This is a genomic window from Gammaproteobacteria bacterium, assembly GCA_009838035.1.
Lineage (GTDB): Bacteria > Pseudomonadota > Gammaproteobacteria > Steroidobacterales > Foliamicaceae > Foliamicus.
This window is the reverse complement of sequence record VXSK01000003.1, coordinates 95,773-109,244: the sequence shown is the minus strand read 5'-3', so window position 1 is coordinate 109,244 and position 13,472 is coordinate 95,773. Positions and strand designations below refer to the sequence as shown.

Annotated in this window: 14 protein-coding genes and 1 other RNA gene; 12 read left to right on the top strand and 3 right to left on the bottom strand. The window is 62.2% G+C overall.

Going from position 1 to position 13,472, the window contains the following annotated elements; translation table 11 throughout:
- The first annotated feature begins 67 nt into the window (after window positions 1–67).
- Window positions 68–1,246 (top strand): hypothetical protein, encoded by a 1,179-nt coding sequence (locus F4Y72_03070; GenBank protein ID MXZ27268.1) that lies wholly within the window; start codon window positions 68–70, stop codon window positions 1,244–1,246.
- Between the two features lie 8 nt (window positions 1,247–1,254).
- On the opposite strand, the gene F4Y72_03065 is transcribed toward F4Y72_03070, so the two are convergent.
- Window positions 1,255–1,911, bottom strand: a complete 657-nt coding sequence (locus F4Y72_03065) for a hypothetical protein (GenBank protein MXZ27267.1) — start codon at window positions 1,909–1,911, stop codon at window positions 1,255–1,257.
- Entirely contained in the window at window positions 1,908–2,483 is a 576-nt protein-coding gene (locus F4Y72_03060) for a hypothetical protein (GenBank protein ID MXZ27266.1), read from the bottom strand. Before F4Y72_03060 ends, F4Y72_03065 begins: the two co-directional genes overlap by 4 nt.
- 80 nt (window positions 2,484–2,563) lie before the next feature.
- Here F4Y72_03060 and F4Y72_03055 point away from each other — a divergent pair, with 80 nt between their 5' ends.
- Genes F4Y72_03055 through F4Y72_03045 form a run of 3 tightly spaced genes read left to right on the top strand, consistent with a single transcriptional unit; the run spans window position 2,564 to window position 5,358 of the window.
- Window positions 2,564–3,037, top strand: a complete 474-nt coding sequence (locus tag F4Y72_03055) for an ASCH domain-containing protein (GenBank protein ID MXZ27265.1) — start codon at window positions 2,564–2,566, stop codon at window positions 3,035–3,037.
- On the top strand, window positions 3,034–4,290 hold the full coding sequence (locus tag F4Y72_03050; GenBank protein MXZ27264.1) for a mechanosensitive ion channel: 1,257 nt from the start codon (window positions 3,034–3,036) through the stop codon (window positions 4,288–4,290). The genes F4Y72_03055 and F4Y72_03050 overlap by 4 nt, the downstream gene beginning before the upstream one ends.
- Window positions 4,291–4,320: 30 nt before the next feature.
- On the top strand, window positions 4,321–5,358 hold the full coding sequence (locus F4Y72_03045; protein MXZ27263.1) for a DUF1838 domain-containing protein: 1,038 nt from the start codon (window positions 4,321–4,323) through the stop codon (window positions 5,356–5,358).
- Window positions 5,359–5,367: 9 nt separating this feature from the next.
- On the opposite strand, the gene F4Y72_03040 is transcribed toward F4Y72_03045, so the two are convergent.
- Entirely contained in the window at window positions 5,368–6,300 is a 933-nt protein-coding gene (locus F4Y72_03040) for a cation diffusion facilitator family transporter (protein MXZ27262.1), read from the bottom strand.
- An 87-nt stretch (window positions 6,301–6,387) separates the two neighbouring features.
- Between F4Y72_03040 and ssrA the strand changes: the two genes are divergently transcribed.
- The 8 genes from ssrA to F4Y72_03000 all read left to right on the top strand — a co-directional run bounded on the left by ssrA (window position 6,388) and on the right by F4Y72_03000 (window position 13,449).
- Window positions 6,388–6,740: a transfer-messenger RNA gene (ssrA, locus tag F4Y72_03035) on the top strand.
- A 38-nt stretch (window positions 6,741–6,778) separates the two neighbouring features.
- Window positions 6,779–7,699, top strand: a complete 921-nt coding sequence (locus tag F4Y72_03030; GenBank protein ID MXZ27261.1) for a porin family protein — start codon at window positions 6,779–6,781, stop codon at window positions 7,697–7,699.
- Between the two features lie 80 nt (window positions 7,700–7,779).
- The gene (locus F4Y72_03025) at window positions 7,780–8,853 is read left to right on the top strand and encodes a Rieske (2Fe-2S) protein (protein MXZ27260.1); all 1,074 of its coding nucleotides are present in this window, start codon (window positions 7,780–7,782) and stop codon (window positions 8,851–8,853) included.
- Window positions 8,774–9,622 (top strand): SDR family oxidoreductase, encoded by an 849-nt coding sequence (locus F4Y72_03020; protein MXZ27259.1) that lies wholly within the window; start codon window positions 8,774–8,776, stop codon window positions 9,620–9,622. Before F4Y72_03025 ends, F4Y72_03020 begins: the two co-directional genes overlap by 80 nt.
- Window positions 9,513–10,412, top strand: a complete 900-nt coding sequence (locus F4Y72_03015) for an SDR family oxidoreductase (protein ID MXZ27258.1) — start codon at window positions 9,513–9,515, stop codon at window positions 10,410–10,412. Before F4Y72_03020 ends, F4Y72_03015 begins: the two co-directional genes overlap by 110 nt.
- A gap of 6 nt (window positions 10,413–10,418) precedes the next feature.
- Complete coding sequence (locus F4Y72_03010; protein ID MXZ27257.1) at window positions 10,419–11,159, top strand: alpha/beta fold hydrolase; 741 nt, start codon at window positions 10,419–10,421, stop codon at window positions 11,157–11,159.
- Between the two features lie 65 nt (window positions 11,160–11,224).
- Window positions 11,225–12,463, top strand: a complete 1,239-nt coding sequence (locus F4Y72_03005) for an MFS transporter (protein MXZ27256.1) — start codon at window positions 11,225–11,227, stop codon at window positions 12,461–12,463.
- Between the two features lie 14 nt (window positions 12,464–12,477).
- A complete protein-coding gene (locus tag F4Y72_03000) occupies window positions 12,478–13,449 on the top strand; it encodes an alpha/beta hydrolase (protein ID MXZ27255.1) in 972 nt (323 codons plus the stop codon).
- The last annotated feature ends 23 nt before the right edge of the window (window positions 13,450–13,472 follow it).

Below are 13,472 nucleotides of genomic sequence, written 5' to 3'. Positions count from 1 at the left end.
ATTGTGCGCACTCGTGAGCCGTCTCGCAAGCCCGTTGCCTTTAGAATGCAACTTCGTTTCGAATTGCATGGGAGGAGGAACCATGACGAAGGGAACAGGCATCGACCGCAGAAGTCTGCTGCGGGGCGCAGCGCTGACGGGTCTGACGGCAGCCGCCGGCGGCCTCGCGGCGCGCAGGGCGACGGGCGCGGAGCACGGCGGTGAGGAAGACGTATCCGTTCACGCCGACGGCACCTACGCCACCGTGCCGCTGGCCAGGGACAACGTGCGCCTGAGCGTCGTGCAGTCGGTGGTTCGGCCGGTCGACGAGAAAAACCCGGGGCCCGGCAAGCGCCGCAACCTGAACCATATGCTGGATCTGATTGACATGGCACAGGCTTCAGGTTTACCGAAGAACATCCTGTTTTTTCACGAGTTTCCGATTACCGGTTTCCGATTCCACTGGAATCGCGACGATGTGCAGCGCATCGCCATCGAAGTGCCGGGCGAGGAGACCGAAGAGATTTCGAAGAAGGCCAGGCAGTACGGCTGCTTCATCGTTTTCGGCAGCTACGTGAGGGACAGCGACTGGCCCGGGCACAACCTTTCCATCACCACGATCATCGGCGATGACGGCGAGGTGCTGGCGCGGCACTGGAAGGCGCGCAACATCAAGGGCGTGTTCCAGGCCGGCGCGCGCACCATTGAACTGATGACCACGACGATCTACAACGTCCTCGACGAATACGTGGAGATGTACGGCGAGGACGAGGTGATCCCGGTCACGCGCACCAAGTTCGGCAATATCTGCACCACCGCGGTGCAGCGCGAGCCGGAGCTGATCCGCGCATTCGCGCTGAAAGGCTGCGAACTGATGCTGCGCACCGCCACGGGAGGCTTCAATCACCTCGACGTTCGGTCCGGTGCGATGCACAACGGCATCTATACGGCCCTGGTGAACAACGCCCATTCGCCCGGCACGCGCGGCGTGTTCGGCGATACGGGCGGCGGCGGGTCCGGTATCTGGGGGCCGGGGGGCGAAACGCTGGCGGAAGCCAGGAGCGGTTTCGAGCAGCCGATCAGCGCGACGATTCCGCTGGCCGCCTACCGGGCGCGCAACAGGATTCCGGACGTGCACTGGGACCTCTACCGTCCCGTATACGAACGCTATGTGCCCAAGTTCGGGCCGAACCTGTTCTCGGAGTACCTGCCGACCGACCTGGACGACGCAGGCGTCTACCTGTCCGACAAGTCCCGCTGGAAGTAGCCCGGGGTTTAGTCGAGCTCGAGGTAGTCGCGTAGCTGGCTCGCGAGGCTGTCGCAGGCCTTCTCGCGGGTGCGCGCAATGATCGGAACGGGGATGACCAGTGCGGGAATGACGGAGGTGCCGCGCACGTTCGCCTGCATCGCGCCCATGTCGCTGAGTTCGTTCATGTCCCATACCGACGCGGTGTACTCGGAGTTGTTCTGCCACCAGGCCACTCCGAAGCAGCCCGCGCCGCCGGGACCCGCCGCGCAGGACAAGCTGCCGCCGCTGCCCTCGCGAAGAGTCTGGCCGCTCAGCCACACCATATAGCGCACGCCTTTCCGGCGGATCGCCTCGCCGACGCCGGGCCGCTCCATGAATTCGCCCAGGTCGGCGCTTTCGCGCGGCATGGTGCGTGGTTCCAGCCAGGGATAGAGCTCATCGACGAATTGGCGCTCGGGATGGACATCCGGACGTTTCGCGCCGGAGCGGAGTTTCTTGGAGACGCACCTGACGAACGCTTCTTCGGTACGGTTTCCCGCCAGGTAACTGGTCCGGAGCAGGACCAGCGACCCGGCTTCCTCGTCGGCCGGCGCTACGGTTGGCGCCACCCCCGCCGCCAGGCCGAGCAGCATCGCCGGAGCGATCAATCGCATCCAACGCAGGGCATTTTTCCGGTGAATCATGATTGGCTCCCGATTAGCGCAAGGATAGCAGTGTCCTGGCCCAGTTCCTGCGTCAGCGTTGCGCCAGCGTCGCGCAGCGCGTATTCGGCCGCTTCGCTGAGGTTTCTGCCCAGCCCTCCGCCCCCGTGCGAGCCCTCGCCGTAGCCGGGAATCCTGAGGCGGGTCAGGGGAGCGCCGTCGGAGCCGGTGATGCGGATGTCGAATTCCACCCAGGCGGCAGGAATGTCCACCTTGGAACGCCCCGGCACGCCCAGTTCGAAGCGGATGATCTCCGGTTCGATGATCAGGTCGGGGGACGGTCCGGCGGCGCTCACCGGCACCAGCGTCAGGCAGGAGCCGAGAACGCTGTCGAGCATGCGCATGCTGGGGCGGCCAAGCGCGATGGTCCAGCGGGTGGTGTCGAGCGCTTCTTCCACGTGCGAGAACTCGCGCAGGCTTTCCGGGTATTGCACCTGCGCGGTGAGCGGCAGTCGCTGGGTCATGGGCGCCGGAAAGTTGGCGCTCAGGTTCACGGTTCCGCCGCATCCGGCAAGGGCTACGGCCACTGCGCCCAATGCCGTTACGGACCGCATTCGGAACCTCGGGAAGCCTTTTTCCGCCACATGCTTGAGTATACTCCCCGAACTCTCCAGCAAGCGTTGTCGGCAGCAATATGAACGTCGAAGATTTTCTCGAGAAAGCCAGTGGGGCGGGCGTGCCGCCGATGAGCGGCGGGCGCCTGGTGGCGCGGCGGCTGGGCTCGACGCATGAGATGTGCGATTTGCTGCTTTCACTGGTGCTTTCGGAGCAGAAGACCTGCACCTATTCGCTGGTTGAGCTTCTCGAGGAAGAGGGCGGACTGCTCGAGCCCGGCGACCGGATCGTGTTCCTGGACGCCGACATGCATCCGCGCTGCGTCGTCGAACTGGATGATTGCGAGCAATTGGCTTTCGACGAGGTAAACGAGCGGCACACGGCTGGCGAGGGTCCTGCGGCTCGTGACGTGAAGGTGTGGCGCAAGATTCATGCCGCCTACTGGGGCAAGTGGCTCAAGTCCCGGGGACAGGAGTTCCACGAGCAGGTGCCCGTCATGTGGCAGTCGTTCCGCCTGCTGTACCCGCGACCGGATTCGTCGAAAGAGGCATGAGCCCGGACGAAATCCGGGCTGCCGCGGAGGGCTGGCTCGCCCAATACCCGGCTGCGGCTGCGGCCCTGGCCGTTTTGGCCCTGGCGCTGGCGGCGCTGATCGCGGACTGGCTGGCGCGCCGCGTCATTGCCGCGGCGGTTCGCCGGCGGCTCAAGTCCTCCGCCTCCGGCCCGTTCGCCACGGCGCTGCTGGAATCGCGGGTGCTGCTGCGTTTCGCGCACCTGGCGCCGGCGCTGGTCCTGTTCTTCGGCGTTCGCCTCCTCGATCCGTACCAGGAGGTCGGCTGGACCCGCGCGCTCGGCGTATTGGCCTTTGCCTGGGTGGTGGTGGCGGCGATCGCGGGCGGCGTTTCGGTGCTCAAGGCCGCCGGCCTGTACCTGCATAGCACGCCCGGCAGCCACGCGCGCCTGCCGCTCAAGGGCTACGCCCAGGCCGTCTCGCTGGTGCTCTACATCGTCGCCGGCCTGGTGATCGTGGCCTACGCGACCGGCGTGTCCGTCTGGCTCCTGCTGAGCAGCCTGGGAGCGCTGACGGCGGTGTTGCTTCTGGTATTCCGCGACACCCTGCTGTCGGTGCTGGCCAGCATCCAGATCTCGGTCAACGACGTGGTGCGGATCGGGGACTGGGTGGAAATGCCGTCGCACAACGTCGATGGCGACGTGGTCGACATCGCGCTGCACACCGTAACCGTGCGCAACTGGGACAAGACCCTGAGCACCATTCCCACCCAGGACTTCATCACCGGCTCGTTCAGGAACTGGCGCGGGATGAGCGAGGACGGCGCGCGCCGGATCAAGCGGGCACTTTATATCGACATGGCTACGGTGCGCTTTCTGGAAGAGGAGGAGATCAAGCGCTTCTCCAAATTCAAGCTGCTGGCCGAGTACATTCCCGGGAAGCACCGTGAAATGAGCGATTACAACCGCAGGATCGGAGCGGAAGAATTGGCGGTGAACCTGCGGCGGCTGACGAATGTCGGCACCTTCCGAGCCTACTTGTTCAATTACATCAAGAACCATCCCAAGGTGCATGCCGAGCGCACCACGTTGGTCCGGCAGCTCCAGCCGGGGCCGGACGGGCTTCCGATCGAGATCTATTGCTTTGCTGCAACCACGGACTGGCAGGCTTACGAGGACCTGCAATCCGACTTGTTCGATCATTTCCTGGCTGTGGCCCCGGAATTCGGTCTCAATGTTTTCCAGCGCGCTTCGGGACGCGATTTGCGCGAGAGCGCCCGGCCGGTGGTCACGTAATATCAGGAATCCAACTATTGGGGGTGGACCATGTTCATGAATTCGATACTCAAGAGCGTTGTCAGCCGGCGCGCATTGATGGGCGGGGCGCTGGGTGGAATGGCCGCGGCGGGCCTCACCGCCTGTGGCGCGCCGAGTGGCAGCGAGGAAGAACCCGCGGGTGCCGCCGCGCCCGACACGGGGGGTGGCCTGGACCTCACAAAACCCGAGGACAATCTCTACGCCTTCGGCAAGATCTGGGGCACATATGCCGACAAGCCGGTCTACAGCGGCTACCAGGGCGTTCAGTTCGCACGCATCGGCGTGAACAAGCTGACGCCGCTGTTCGGGTACGTCGGCTGCGGAAACATGCAATGCAAGATGGATGAGAACGGACACCTCTGGATCCGGGGTACCGAGGCGGGCTATTTCACCGACCTCGCAAGCGGCGAAATCATCGACTATTGGGACAACCCGTACAGCGGCGAGCGCGTCGATGCATTTCCCTTCTTCAACTATGGCTTGCGCGGCAGCCTGACCCAGGAGATGCCACGCATGTCAATGGGCGGCGCCCCCGACGACAACACGCTGATGAACGCGGCCGACGCCCGTATGAACGAAGAGGGCGTTATCCCTTTCATCCTGCCGTTTCAAAAAGTTCACGATCAGTACCTGCTCGCCTGGGAATACGCGCACGAGTACACCAACCCGGTCACGCCCGAAGGTTGGCCCAAGGCTTCCACCGGACCCAAGATCAATCCCTCGGAGCACTTCGTCTTCTATATTCCCGCAGCGGAGCTCGAGGACCGGAGCAATCCCTCGGCCCGCTTCCACGCCGGTTTCATGCGCACGTCGCCGTGGTGGCCGTGGATGCGCATGGGTCAGACGGAGGTGAGCGACGGCGCCCTGTTCGGCCGCATGCACAGCTTCAAGATCTCGGGCGAGCTCGACAATATTCCGCGTGTGGTACTGGAGCGGCTGGAACGGGACAAGCCTGAGTTGCTTGAGCCGCAAACCGGCTGGGAAGCCGGCATCGAACCGCGCGGCACCTGGGAGCTGTTTTCCGAGGAGGTTCCCCGGGAGGTCTAGCGCGCCGGATCAGGCCTTCCCGAATTCGCGGGGGCCGGCGTTGTAGCCCTCCGGATCGGGGTGCAGCAGCAGTTCGCACCCGGGAAACTCTGCGCGGATTCGAGTCTCCACGTCGTCGAGGATTTCGTGCGCCTCGGCCAGGTTCAGACCGGCGTCCAGCAATACGTGGAACTGCACGATGTAGTTCGAGCCGCCGTGGCGCGTCTTCAGATCGTGAATATCCAGCACCCGGGGATGGCTTTCGGCCAGGCGGATAATGGTCTCTCGGTCCTGGTCCGGAATTTCGCGGTCCATGAGGATGTCCAGCGCGTGTTTTGCGATCTTCCAGACGCCGAACAATAGGTATGCAATGACCGCTGCGGCCACCAGCGGGTCCGCCAGCCAGCCACCGGGCCAGGCCGCTGTCGCGATAGCCGCCGCAACGCCCAGGTTGATCGCCAGGTCGGTCCTGTAATGCATGGCGTCCGCCTCGATTGCGGCGGAACCCGTTTGGCGGCGAACGTAGCGTTGAATTCCGAGCAGCAATAGCGTCATCGCTACGGAAATCCCCATGACCGTTATGCCGATCGGGGCGTTCTGTACGACGGCGGGCGCCATGATCCGCTCCACCGACTCCTTCAGCACGAACACCGCCGATGCGGCGATGATCAGGGACTGCGCAAGCGCCGCCAACCCTTCCGCCTTGCCGTGGCCGAAACGGTGTTCCTTGTCGGCAGGCTTGAGCGATACGGTCACGGCGAAAAACGTGATCAGCGATCCGAGCACGTCCAGCGTCGAATCCACCAGTGAGCTGAGCAGGGACACGGAGTCCGTCGCCTGCCACGCCCAAGCCTTGATGACCACCAGGATCGCGGCGGTGGTCACCGAAGAGTACGTGGCCAGGCGCAACAACCGGCGGCGCAAGCGCCCTGCAACCATGGGCCCTCCCGCTCCCGCGGTCATGTGGAGCAGGCGTTTCAGACGAGTGCGAAGAGAGCGGGGCACGGTGGCGTTCGAACAGGTTGCAAAGCAGTACAATAGCCGATCTACGGGGGCGACACGGCTTCGACGTGGGCTGTGAGACCCTTGGTGTGCATGCCGAGGCGCAGGGTTCCTCGTTAATCCGCCTGCAAACCCAATAGTTGCCAACGACGACAACTACGCTCTAGCGGCTTGACCGCTAGCGTTCCTGCCAGGATTTCCTGTGGCCAGGCCGGAGCGTCGCTTGCACAGGATCGCTCGTAGAACCGATCGGCGATTACGAGTTAAGAGCTAGCTGATCACAGCGGCAATTCATTCCTGCCCGTCGGAGAATTACCGTCTATCAAGACGCGGCTAAGCATGTAGAGCGCCTCGGGCAGTAGCGCTTGCGGACGCGGGTTCGATTCCCGCCGCCTCCACCACATCTTTCGCGGTGAATTCTTCCCGGAGCGCGTAACACATGAAAGCATGCTTCTTGCTGCTGCTCGCCGCGCTGGCCCTTGTGGCGTCCGTTTCCGTGGCGCAGGCGCAGGACGGGTTTTATTTCGGACTGGAAATCGGCGCGGCGTCCGCGCCCAGCGTGGATACGTCTATGACCGACAACGACGTGTCAACCCGCTGCGACGGCTTCATCAACAGCGAGGCCTACCTGGAGGATCCGGCAGGTCCCGGATGCGCCGATCCCGCGCCCGGACTCTGGTTTTTCGAGCATGACGGCGGCAACGGCATTCTCGCCGGGGCGTCGGTGGGATACCGCCGGGGAAACTTCCGGCTTGAAGGCGAGTACTTCTACAGTGGCGTCGGACACGATTCCACGGACGAATCCGTAACGATCGCCGACGAGGACGCGATACAGCGTCTGAAGCGCGAGCAGGAACTGGCGGTCGTGGAGGCCGTGCTGGGCGATGCCGTGTCGCACAGCCTGTTCGCCAATCTGCACTACGATTTCCGTTCGGATTCCCGGCTGACACCCTACGTTGGCGTGGGCGCCGGGTTTTCCCGGGTTTCGCTCGATTACTTCAACCACTGGGCGCGGCGCATCGATCCGGCGAGCATCACCACTTTCGGCAGCGAACCGCAGGGTCTCAGGCTGAACGAAAAACTTGCCGGGACCACCACGATTGGCAACGCCAGGCATTCCGACACGGTATTCGGCTATCAGCTTGTCGCCGGCGTGGATTACCGGCTCCGCGAGGCCTTGAGCATCGGGCTCAAGCTCCGCTGGGCGGACTTCGGAGAACTCGAGCACCAGCGCGAGTGGGACCAGTTGCGCAGTCATGAGTCCGCCCGCAGCCCGGGCGGCACCCGGGTGCGGTACAAGCTGATGACCGACGACCTTAGGTTCCTGAGCCTCGGCCTCAATCTGAAGTACCACTTCTAGCCCACCGACGATGTATATGCATAATTCCGATAAGCCTGCTTCCAGGCAGGAACGGGACCGGAAGAGTCAGGGGACGCAAAATGAATACGCGCGCGGATCATTCTGAAGACGGTAGCCAACAGCGTCGCAGGCCCGTATCCAAGGAGTTCTGGCGCGAAGGCGATGATGGACTGTTCAGTCAAAGCTGGTATCCCATCTGTCTTTCATCGGAAGCCAAACAAGGCGAAATAGTCGGACGGTCGTTCCTGGACGGCGAAGTGATCGTATTCCGGGGCCCCGATGGCCAGGCTCACGTTTTCAGCGCCTTTTGCGTGCACATGGGGGCCAATCTCAAAGAGGGCGCCGTGGTGGATAACCGTATCCGCTGCCCCTATCACCATTGGCAATACGATGGCACCGGCACCTGCGTCAAGACCGGCGCGGGAGATCCGCCACCCCCGTCGGCTCGCCTTTTCGAGTATCCCAGCCAGGAACGTTGGGGCCTCATTTTTGCCTTCAACGGTGAAGAGCCATTGTGGGACCTGCCCGACTTTCGCAACGTCGATGAAACCAGGCGTTACGAGGACAGCGAGTTATGCACGGCGGCCATCAAGCTGGACTACTTCCCCGACGATCCGGACCGCTCCGCACTTCCCCTCGATCCCTGGATGGTAATCACCAATCCCCTGGACTTTCAGCACTTCGTGTCCGTGCACGAGATGACTTTCAGAGACGCCAACCCGGAAAACGGCATTGTGTGGTCCGATCACTTCGCCGAGTTTCGCATCCTGTCCACCAACCGCTACGGAACGCCCTACAACAATCACCAGGGCATTTACGGGAACAACTGCCTCTATCTGAGTGGCGATCTTGACGGCAAGTGGTTTGGCTTTTTTGCCGCCCAGACCATTCCGAAGCCGGGTTACTCGGAAATCTACTTTGTCGCGGCAGCCGACAAGGGCAACGGTTCGTCCGAGGCGGTTAATGAGGCGGCCAAATGGGCCGATTTCGTAATCAACATGGAGGTCGACTTCTTTATGCAGGATATCCCCATCCTTCGCTCCCTCCATTTCAAACCGGGTCTCCTGACCCGAATTGACAAGGCCCTGTCTCGCCATATCGACTATTTGCAAAGCCAGCCGCGGGCACATCCGGGAGCGGAGTTCATACGGTAATCCGGTGGACGAATTTTCGGAAAGAGTTGCTGTCGTCACGGGCGCGGCAAGGGGATTGGGAGCCGCCTACGCACGCGCTCTGGCCGAACGGGGCGCCGCCGTCTCGGTGCTGGATGTGTTGGCCGATCAGGCGGAAGGCGTGGCGGAAGAAATCGTATCCGGGGGCGGGCGCGCACGGGCCGTGGAAACGGACGTTACGGACCGTAACGCCTTTGGCGCGGCCGTGGACGCGACCGTCAGGGAGTTTGGACACGTCGACATCCTTATCAACAACGCCGGTTTCGGCACCACCGATCAAACCCATGGGGTGCCGTGGTACGAGTGGCCACAAGAGGCATGGGACAAGGTCGTGGCCGTCAACATGCGCGGGTGCTTCTTCGGCGCCCAAGCGGTCGCGCCTCACATGATGGAGCGCGGCTGGGGCCGGATCATCAACGTGTCGTCGGCTACCTTCTGGAGCCCCGTGGCCGAAGCCGCACACTACGTGGCCGCGAAGGGAGGCGTCATCGGTCTCACCCGGGCGTTGTCCAAAGGACTGGGCAATCACGGGGTGACGGTCAACACCCTGGTACCGGGGCTGACCCGTACCGAGCAGATGGACGGCATGTATCCGCCGGAAGTCTTCGAACAGTACGCCAGGATGCGTGCCATTCAACGCGATGCGCATCCCAAGGATATTGTGGGAACGCTCCTGTACCTGTGTTCGACCGCCAGCGACTTTGTCACCGGCCAGGCCTTCATCGTGGACGGCGGACATATCTTTGACTGAACACGAAAAAAGGGCGCCCAATGCATCCAGCGTATTGTCCGCCGGCGACATCGACGGAAAGGTCGCCGTGATCACCGGGGGCGGGGGAGATATCGCCCGTCACTACGCCAGGGCCCTTGCCGAAGCAGGCGCGGCCATCGGCCTCATTGACATCAAGCCGGACAAGGTAGCCGATGCCGCCGACGTGTTGACGAAGGCGGGACACAAGGCTTTGGGCCTGACTGCCGACGTTGGCGATAAAAGACAGCTTCAGGAGGCCGTGGACCAGATCGTCGACGGCTTTGGCGGCATCGATATTCTGGTCAACAACGCCGGCTATGCCACCACGTTCGACTTCGTGGACATTCCGGAGGAAGAGTTCGACAAGGTTCTCGATGCAAACCTCAAGGGCGCATTTCTGCTGAGCCAGTTGGCGGTACCGTCCATGAAACAGCGCGGCGGGGGCAAGATCGTCAATCTCACTTCCACCGTGTCCAGGTCAGGGCCGGGGGACCTCGTTCATTACGTGGCCACCAAGAGCGGGATTATCGGCATGACCCGGGCCATGGCCCGTGCCCTGGGGCCCTTCAACATCACCGTAAACGCCCTTGCCCCCGGCATGGTCGCAACCGAGCCCATCATCGCGTTGTATCCCGGGGAAGTCCTCGACCGGTCCGCCGCGGGCAGAGCCATCCAGCGTTGGGAATACGCGGAGGACCTGGTGGGCACACTGACGTTTCTCTGTTCCCCGGCCAGCGACTTCATGACCGGCCAGACCATCTTCGTGGATGGCGGCCACGTGTTCGATTGACCGGCCATGCCCCACGTCACAAACGATGCACTGAAGCTGCACTACGAGACCGAAGGCGCCGGACCGCCGGTCCTGTTCATGCATGGCTACACGTCCACCATCGCCCTTTGGCGGGACCAGATTCCCGTTCTGAGCCCCCACTACCGGCTGATTTGCATGGACCTGAGAGGTCATGGCGAAAGTGAGGGGACCGACATCGACGGCTATAACCTCGCCGCCCTGGCCGGGGATGCCCTGGCCGTCCTTGATCAGGAGGGCGTTGAACGGGCCGTGATCGTCGGTCACTCGATGGGCGGCATGGTTGCGCAGGAACTCCTCGCCCGGCACGGAGACCGTGTCGGCGCTGCCGTTTTCAGCAGCACCACCTGCAAGGCGCCTCCGCGGGAATATTTTTTGCCGGTTGTGGAGTGGGCGGTAAAGCTTGGCGATATCCCCGCCGGGGAACGCGCCGCCGATCCCCTGACGCGCAGTTGCAAGCCCGTTTCCGAGGCCACCGCCCGGGGCTGCGGGGAAATGCACATGAACATGGAGAACTTCGCCGGCTCGTTGAAAGGCAGCACCACGCCATGTCTCGTCATCCGGGGCAGCGAAGAATCGGGCACCATCCTCAGCGGCTCGTCAACGCTGCTCGATGTGCTGCACAATGCGCAGGAGGCGGTCATTGAAGGGGCCGGCCACGTGCCCCAAATCACCCATCCCGCCGCATACAAAGACGTACTGGCCCGTTTTTTGCGCCAGGTGCACTAGTTGCAGCCTTCGGGATTTTCACGGGTTCCGTTGATTGTCCGGACAAATGACTTGACCCGTAAACCATGACGTTTGCCCGTACGGTAGCCCGGCTGCCCGTCTTTTACGGATGGGTCATCGTCGGATGCATGTTCCTGCTGTTGTGGACGGCCCATGGCCTGACGCTGGCCGGAATTCCGGTATTTGACGAACTGATACTTGAAGAACTGGGCATATCGCGCGGAACGCTCAAGTTTCGTGACTTCATTACGGTCATGTGCGCCGGGCTTTCAGGACCGTTGGTGGGCTACTTTGCCGACCGCTACGGCGCTCGCCCTGTTATTTTTGCCGGGCTTTTGTTCCTCAGCGCCGCACTGTTTTTTTATTCGACCATTTCCAGCCCGACGCACATCTACTTGATCCACGTCCTCATGGGCCTGTGCGTCTCGGCCACCAACATAGTCGTCGTCGTCGTCCTGTTGTCGAACTGGTTTGTAACCAAGCGCGGCATTGCTCTGGGACTGGCTTTGGCCGGAACCAGTCTCGGCAGCGCTTTTCTCCCCCAGCTCAGCGCATGGCTTATCGGTCAGATGCACTGGCGCGATGCCGTTCAGGTTTTGGGCTGCCTGCCCATCGTGCTCATACCGGTTCTCTACCTTCTGGTCCGTGAAAGACCTTCCGACCTGAGTGTGCAGCCGCTCGGTGGCGAGGCGGCGCCTGGAACCGATCCTGCGGGATCGCACGATATCGACATGAGCGAAGTGTGGGCCCAGGTCAGGACCTTCAATTTTGTTCTGCTGGGCGTGATTGCGGCTCTCATCTTCTATGCCGCCAATGCGTTTATCCAGCACACCTTCCTTTATCTGCGTGATCAGGGTTTCGAGCCGGGCGCCGCGGCAACGGGTTTTACCGTCATCTTTATCTCTGGTCTTGTCGGCAAAATCGCCTCCGGGTTCCTGGTGGAGAAATGGGGCGTCAAGCCCATCTGGATCGGGTTTCAGGCCTTCATCCTGGTTGGTGCTCTGGTCATGATTTTCCAGGGCGCGGAAGGCGCCTGGATCGGACTGTCCTGTATCGGTTTTGGCTGGGGCGGCGCCTATGCACTGACCCAACTGACCATTTCCAACACCTTTCCGCCCCGCGCCCTGGGCCGACTGATGGGGCTGTTTGTAATTATCGAGGCTGTCGGCGCCGGCTCGGGAAGCTGGCTCACCGGCGTGCTGTTCGATAGCCAGGGTTCCTATGACCTGGCGTTTCTCTTGACCGTGGGCTTTATGGTGGTCACTATCATCGGCACACGTTTTCTCAGGGCGCGTTCGCCTTGATCGGGGTGACAACCATGAAATACTTTCCTCTTTTCGTTGCAATGATGGGCATGTCTTTTACGGCTCTTGCGCAAGGTCCTTCGCCTATCAGCCTGGAGGATCTTCGCAAGAAGTATGCCGGTGACGGTTCCCGGTTCGTGACCATCGACGGCGCCGAGATTCACTACCGCGATGAAGGGCAGGGGCCGGTCGTGGTTCTGCTTCACGCGTCGTACTTCAACCTGCTGGCCTGGGATCAGCTGACGGAAGAACTTGTAAACGACTACCGGGTCATTCGCTTCGATTTTCCGAATGTGGGACTGAGCGGGCCTGAGACGAAAGAACCGCCGGGCGGCAAGTTCAACCTGATCGAGCGCAACGTGGAGGTCTTGAGCGGCCTTGTCGAGGAACTCGGTCTCGAACAGTTCGCCCTGGTCGCGACGTCCAGCGGGGGCAGCGTCGGATTCCGTTACGCGTCACGGTTCCCGGAAAACGTCACCCGGCTTGTGCTCATCAATTCCGCCGGCATGCCCCGGACGGCGCGCACGGACCCGAACCGGGCGCGTCCGGAACTCGCTCAATGGGACGACATGCCGGTCAAGCCCCGCGAGTATTGGGAGTTTACGGTCAACGGGAATTTTCCGTCGGACGCGGATGCGCCTTCCTGGTTTATCGATCTTGCCTACGACGTCAACCGCCGTTCGGAAACCACACCGGTGTCGAAATATTTTTTCGAGACGGGCGACACCCAGGCCATCCTCACCGGAATAAAGGCGCCGACTCTGATCCTGTGGGGAAAGGCGAACCCGGTGGTCATGCACCTGGAGGGGGATGTATTTCAACACTGGATGACGTCCGCTCCGACTTTCCTCAAGAAATACGAGGGACTGGGGCACTATCCCTATGTCGAAGCCCCCGAGCGGGTCATTCCGGACATTGCGGCGTTTCTCGGCGGCTCATGGGACGACAGGCTGAGGCAAACGCAACGGGTCAAGGTAACACCTTAGGGGGTTGACCTGCCCAATCCGGT

Excerpts from the sequence above, each read along its gene's own strand:
- F4Y72_03070 (MXZ27268.1), top strand. The coding sequence starts at position 68 with ATGGGAGGAGGAACCATGACGAAGGGAACAGGCATCGACCGCAGAAGT.
- F4Y72_03065 (MXZ27267.1), bottom strand. The coding sequence starts at position 1,911 with ATGATTCACCGGAAAAATGCCCTGCGTTGGATGCGATTGATCGCTCCG.
- F4Y72_03060 (MXZ27266.1), bottom strand. The coding sequence starts at position 2,483 with ATGCGGTCCGTAACGGCATTGGGCGCAGTGGCCGTAGCCCTTGCCGGA.
- F4Y72_03055 (MXZ27265.1), top strand. The coding sequence starts at position 2,564 with ATGAACGTCGAAGATTTTCTCGAGAAAGCCAGTGGGGCGGGCGTGCCG.
- F4Y72_03050 (MXZ27264.1), top strand. The coding sequence starts at position 3,034 with ATGAGCCCGGACGAAATCCGGGCTGCCGCGGAGGGCTGGCTCGCCCAA.
- F4Y72_03045 (MXZ27263.1), top strand. The coding sequence starts at position 4,321 with ATGTTCATGAATTCGATACTCAAGAGCGTTGTCAGCCGGCGCGCATTG.
- F4Y72_03040 (MXZ27262.1), bottom strand. The coding sequence starts at position 6,300 with ATGACCGCGGGAGCGGGAGGGCCCATGGTTGCAGGGCGCTTGCGCCGC.
- F4Y72_03030 (MXZ27261.1), top strand. The coding sequence starts at position 6,779 with ATGAAAGCATGCTTCTTGCTGCTGCTCGCCGCGCTGGCCCTTGTGGCG.
- F4Y72_03025 (MXZ27260.1), top strand. The coding sequence starts at position 7,780 with ATGAATACGCGCGCGGATCATTCTGAAGACGGTAGCCAACAGCGTCGC.
- F4Y72_03015 (MXZ27258.1), top strand. The coding sequence starts at position 9,513 with ATGCGCATCCCAAGGATATTGTGGGAACGCTCCTGTACCTGTGTTCGA.
- F4Y72_03010 (MXZ27257.1), top strand. The coding sequence starts at position 10,419 with ATGCCCCACGTCACAAACGATGCACTGAAGCTGCACTACGAGACCGAA.
- F4Y72_03005 (MXZ27256.1), top strand. The coding sequence starts at position 11,225 with ATGACGTTTGCCCGTACGGTAGCCCGGCTGCCCGTCTTTTACGGATGG.
- F4Y72_03000 (MXZ27255.1), top strand. The coding sequence starts at position 12,478 with ATGAAATACTTTCCTCTTTTCGTTGCAATGATGGGCATGTCTTTTACG.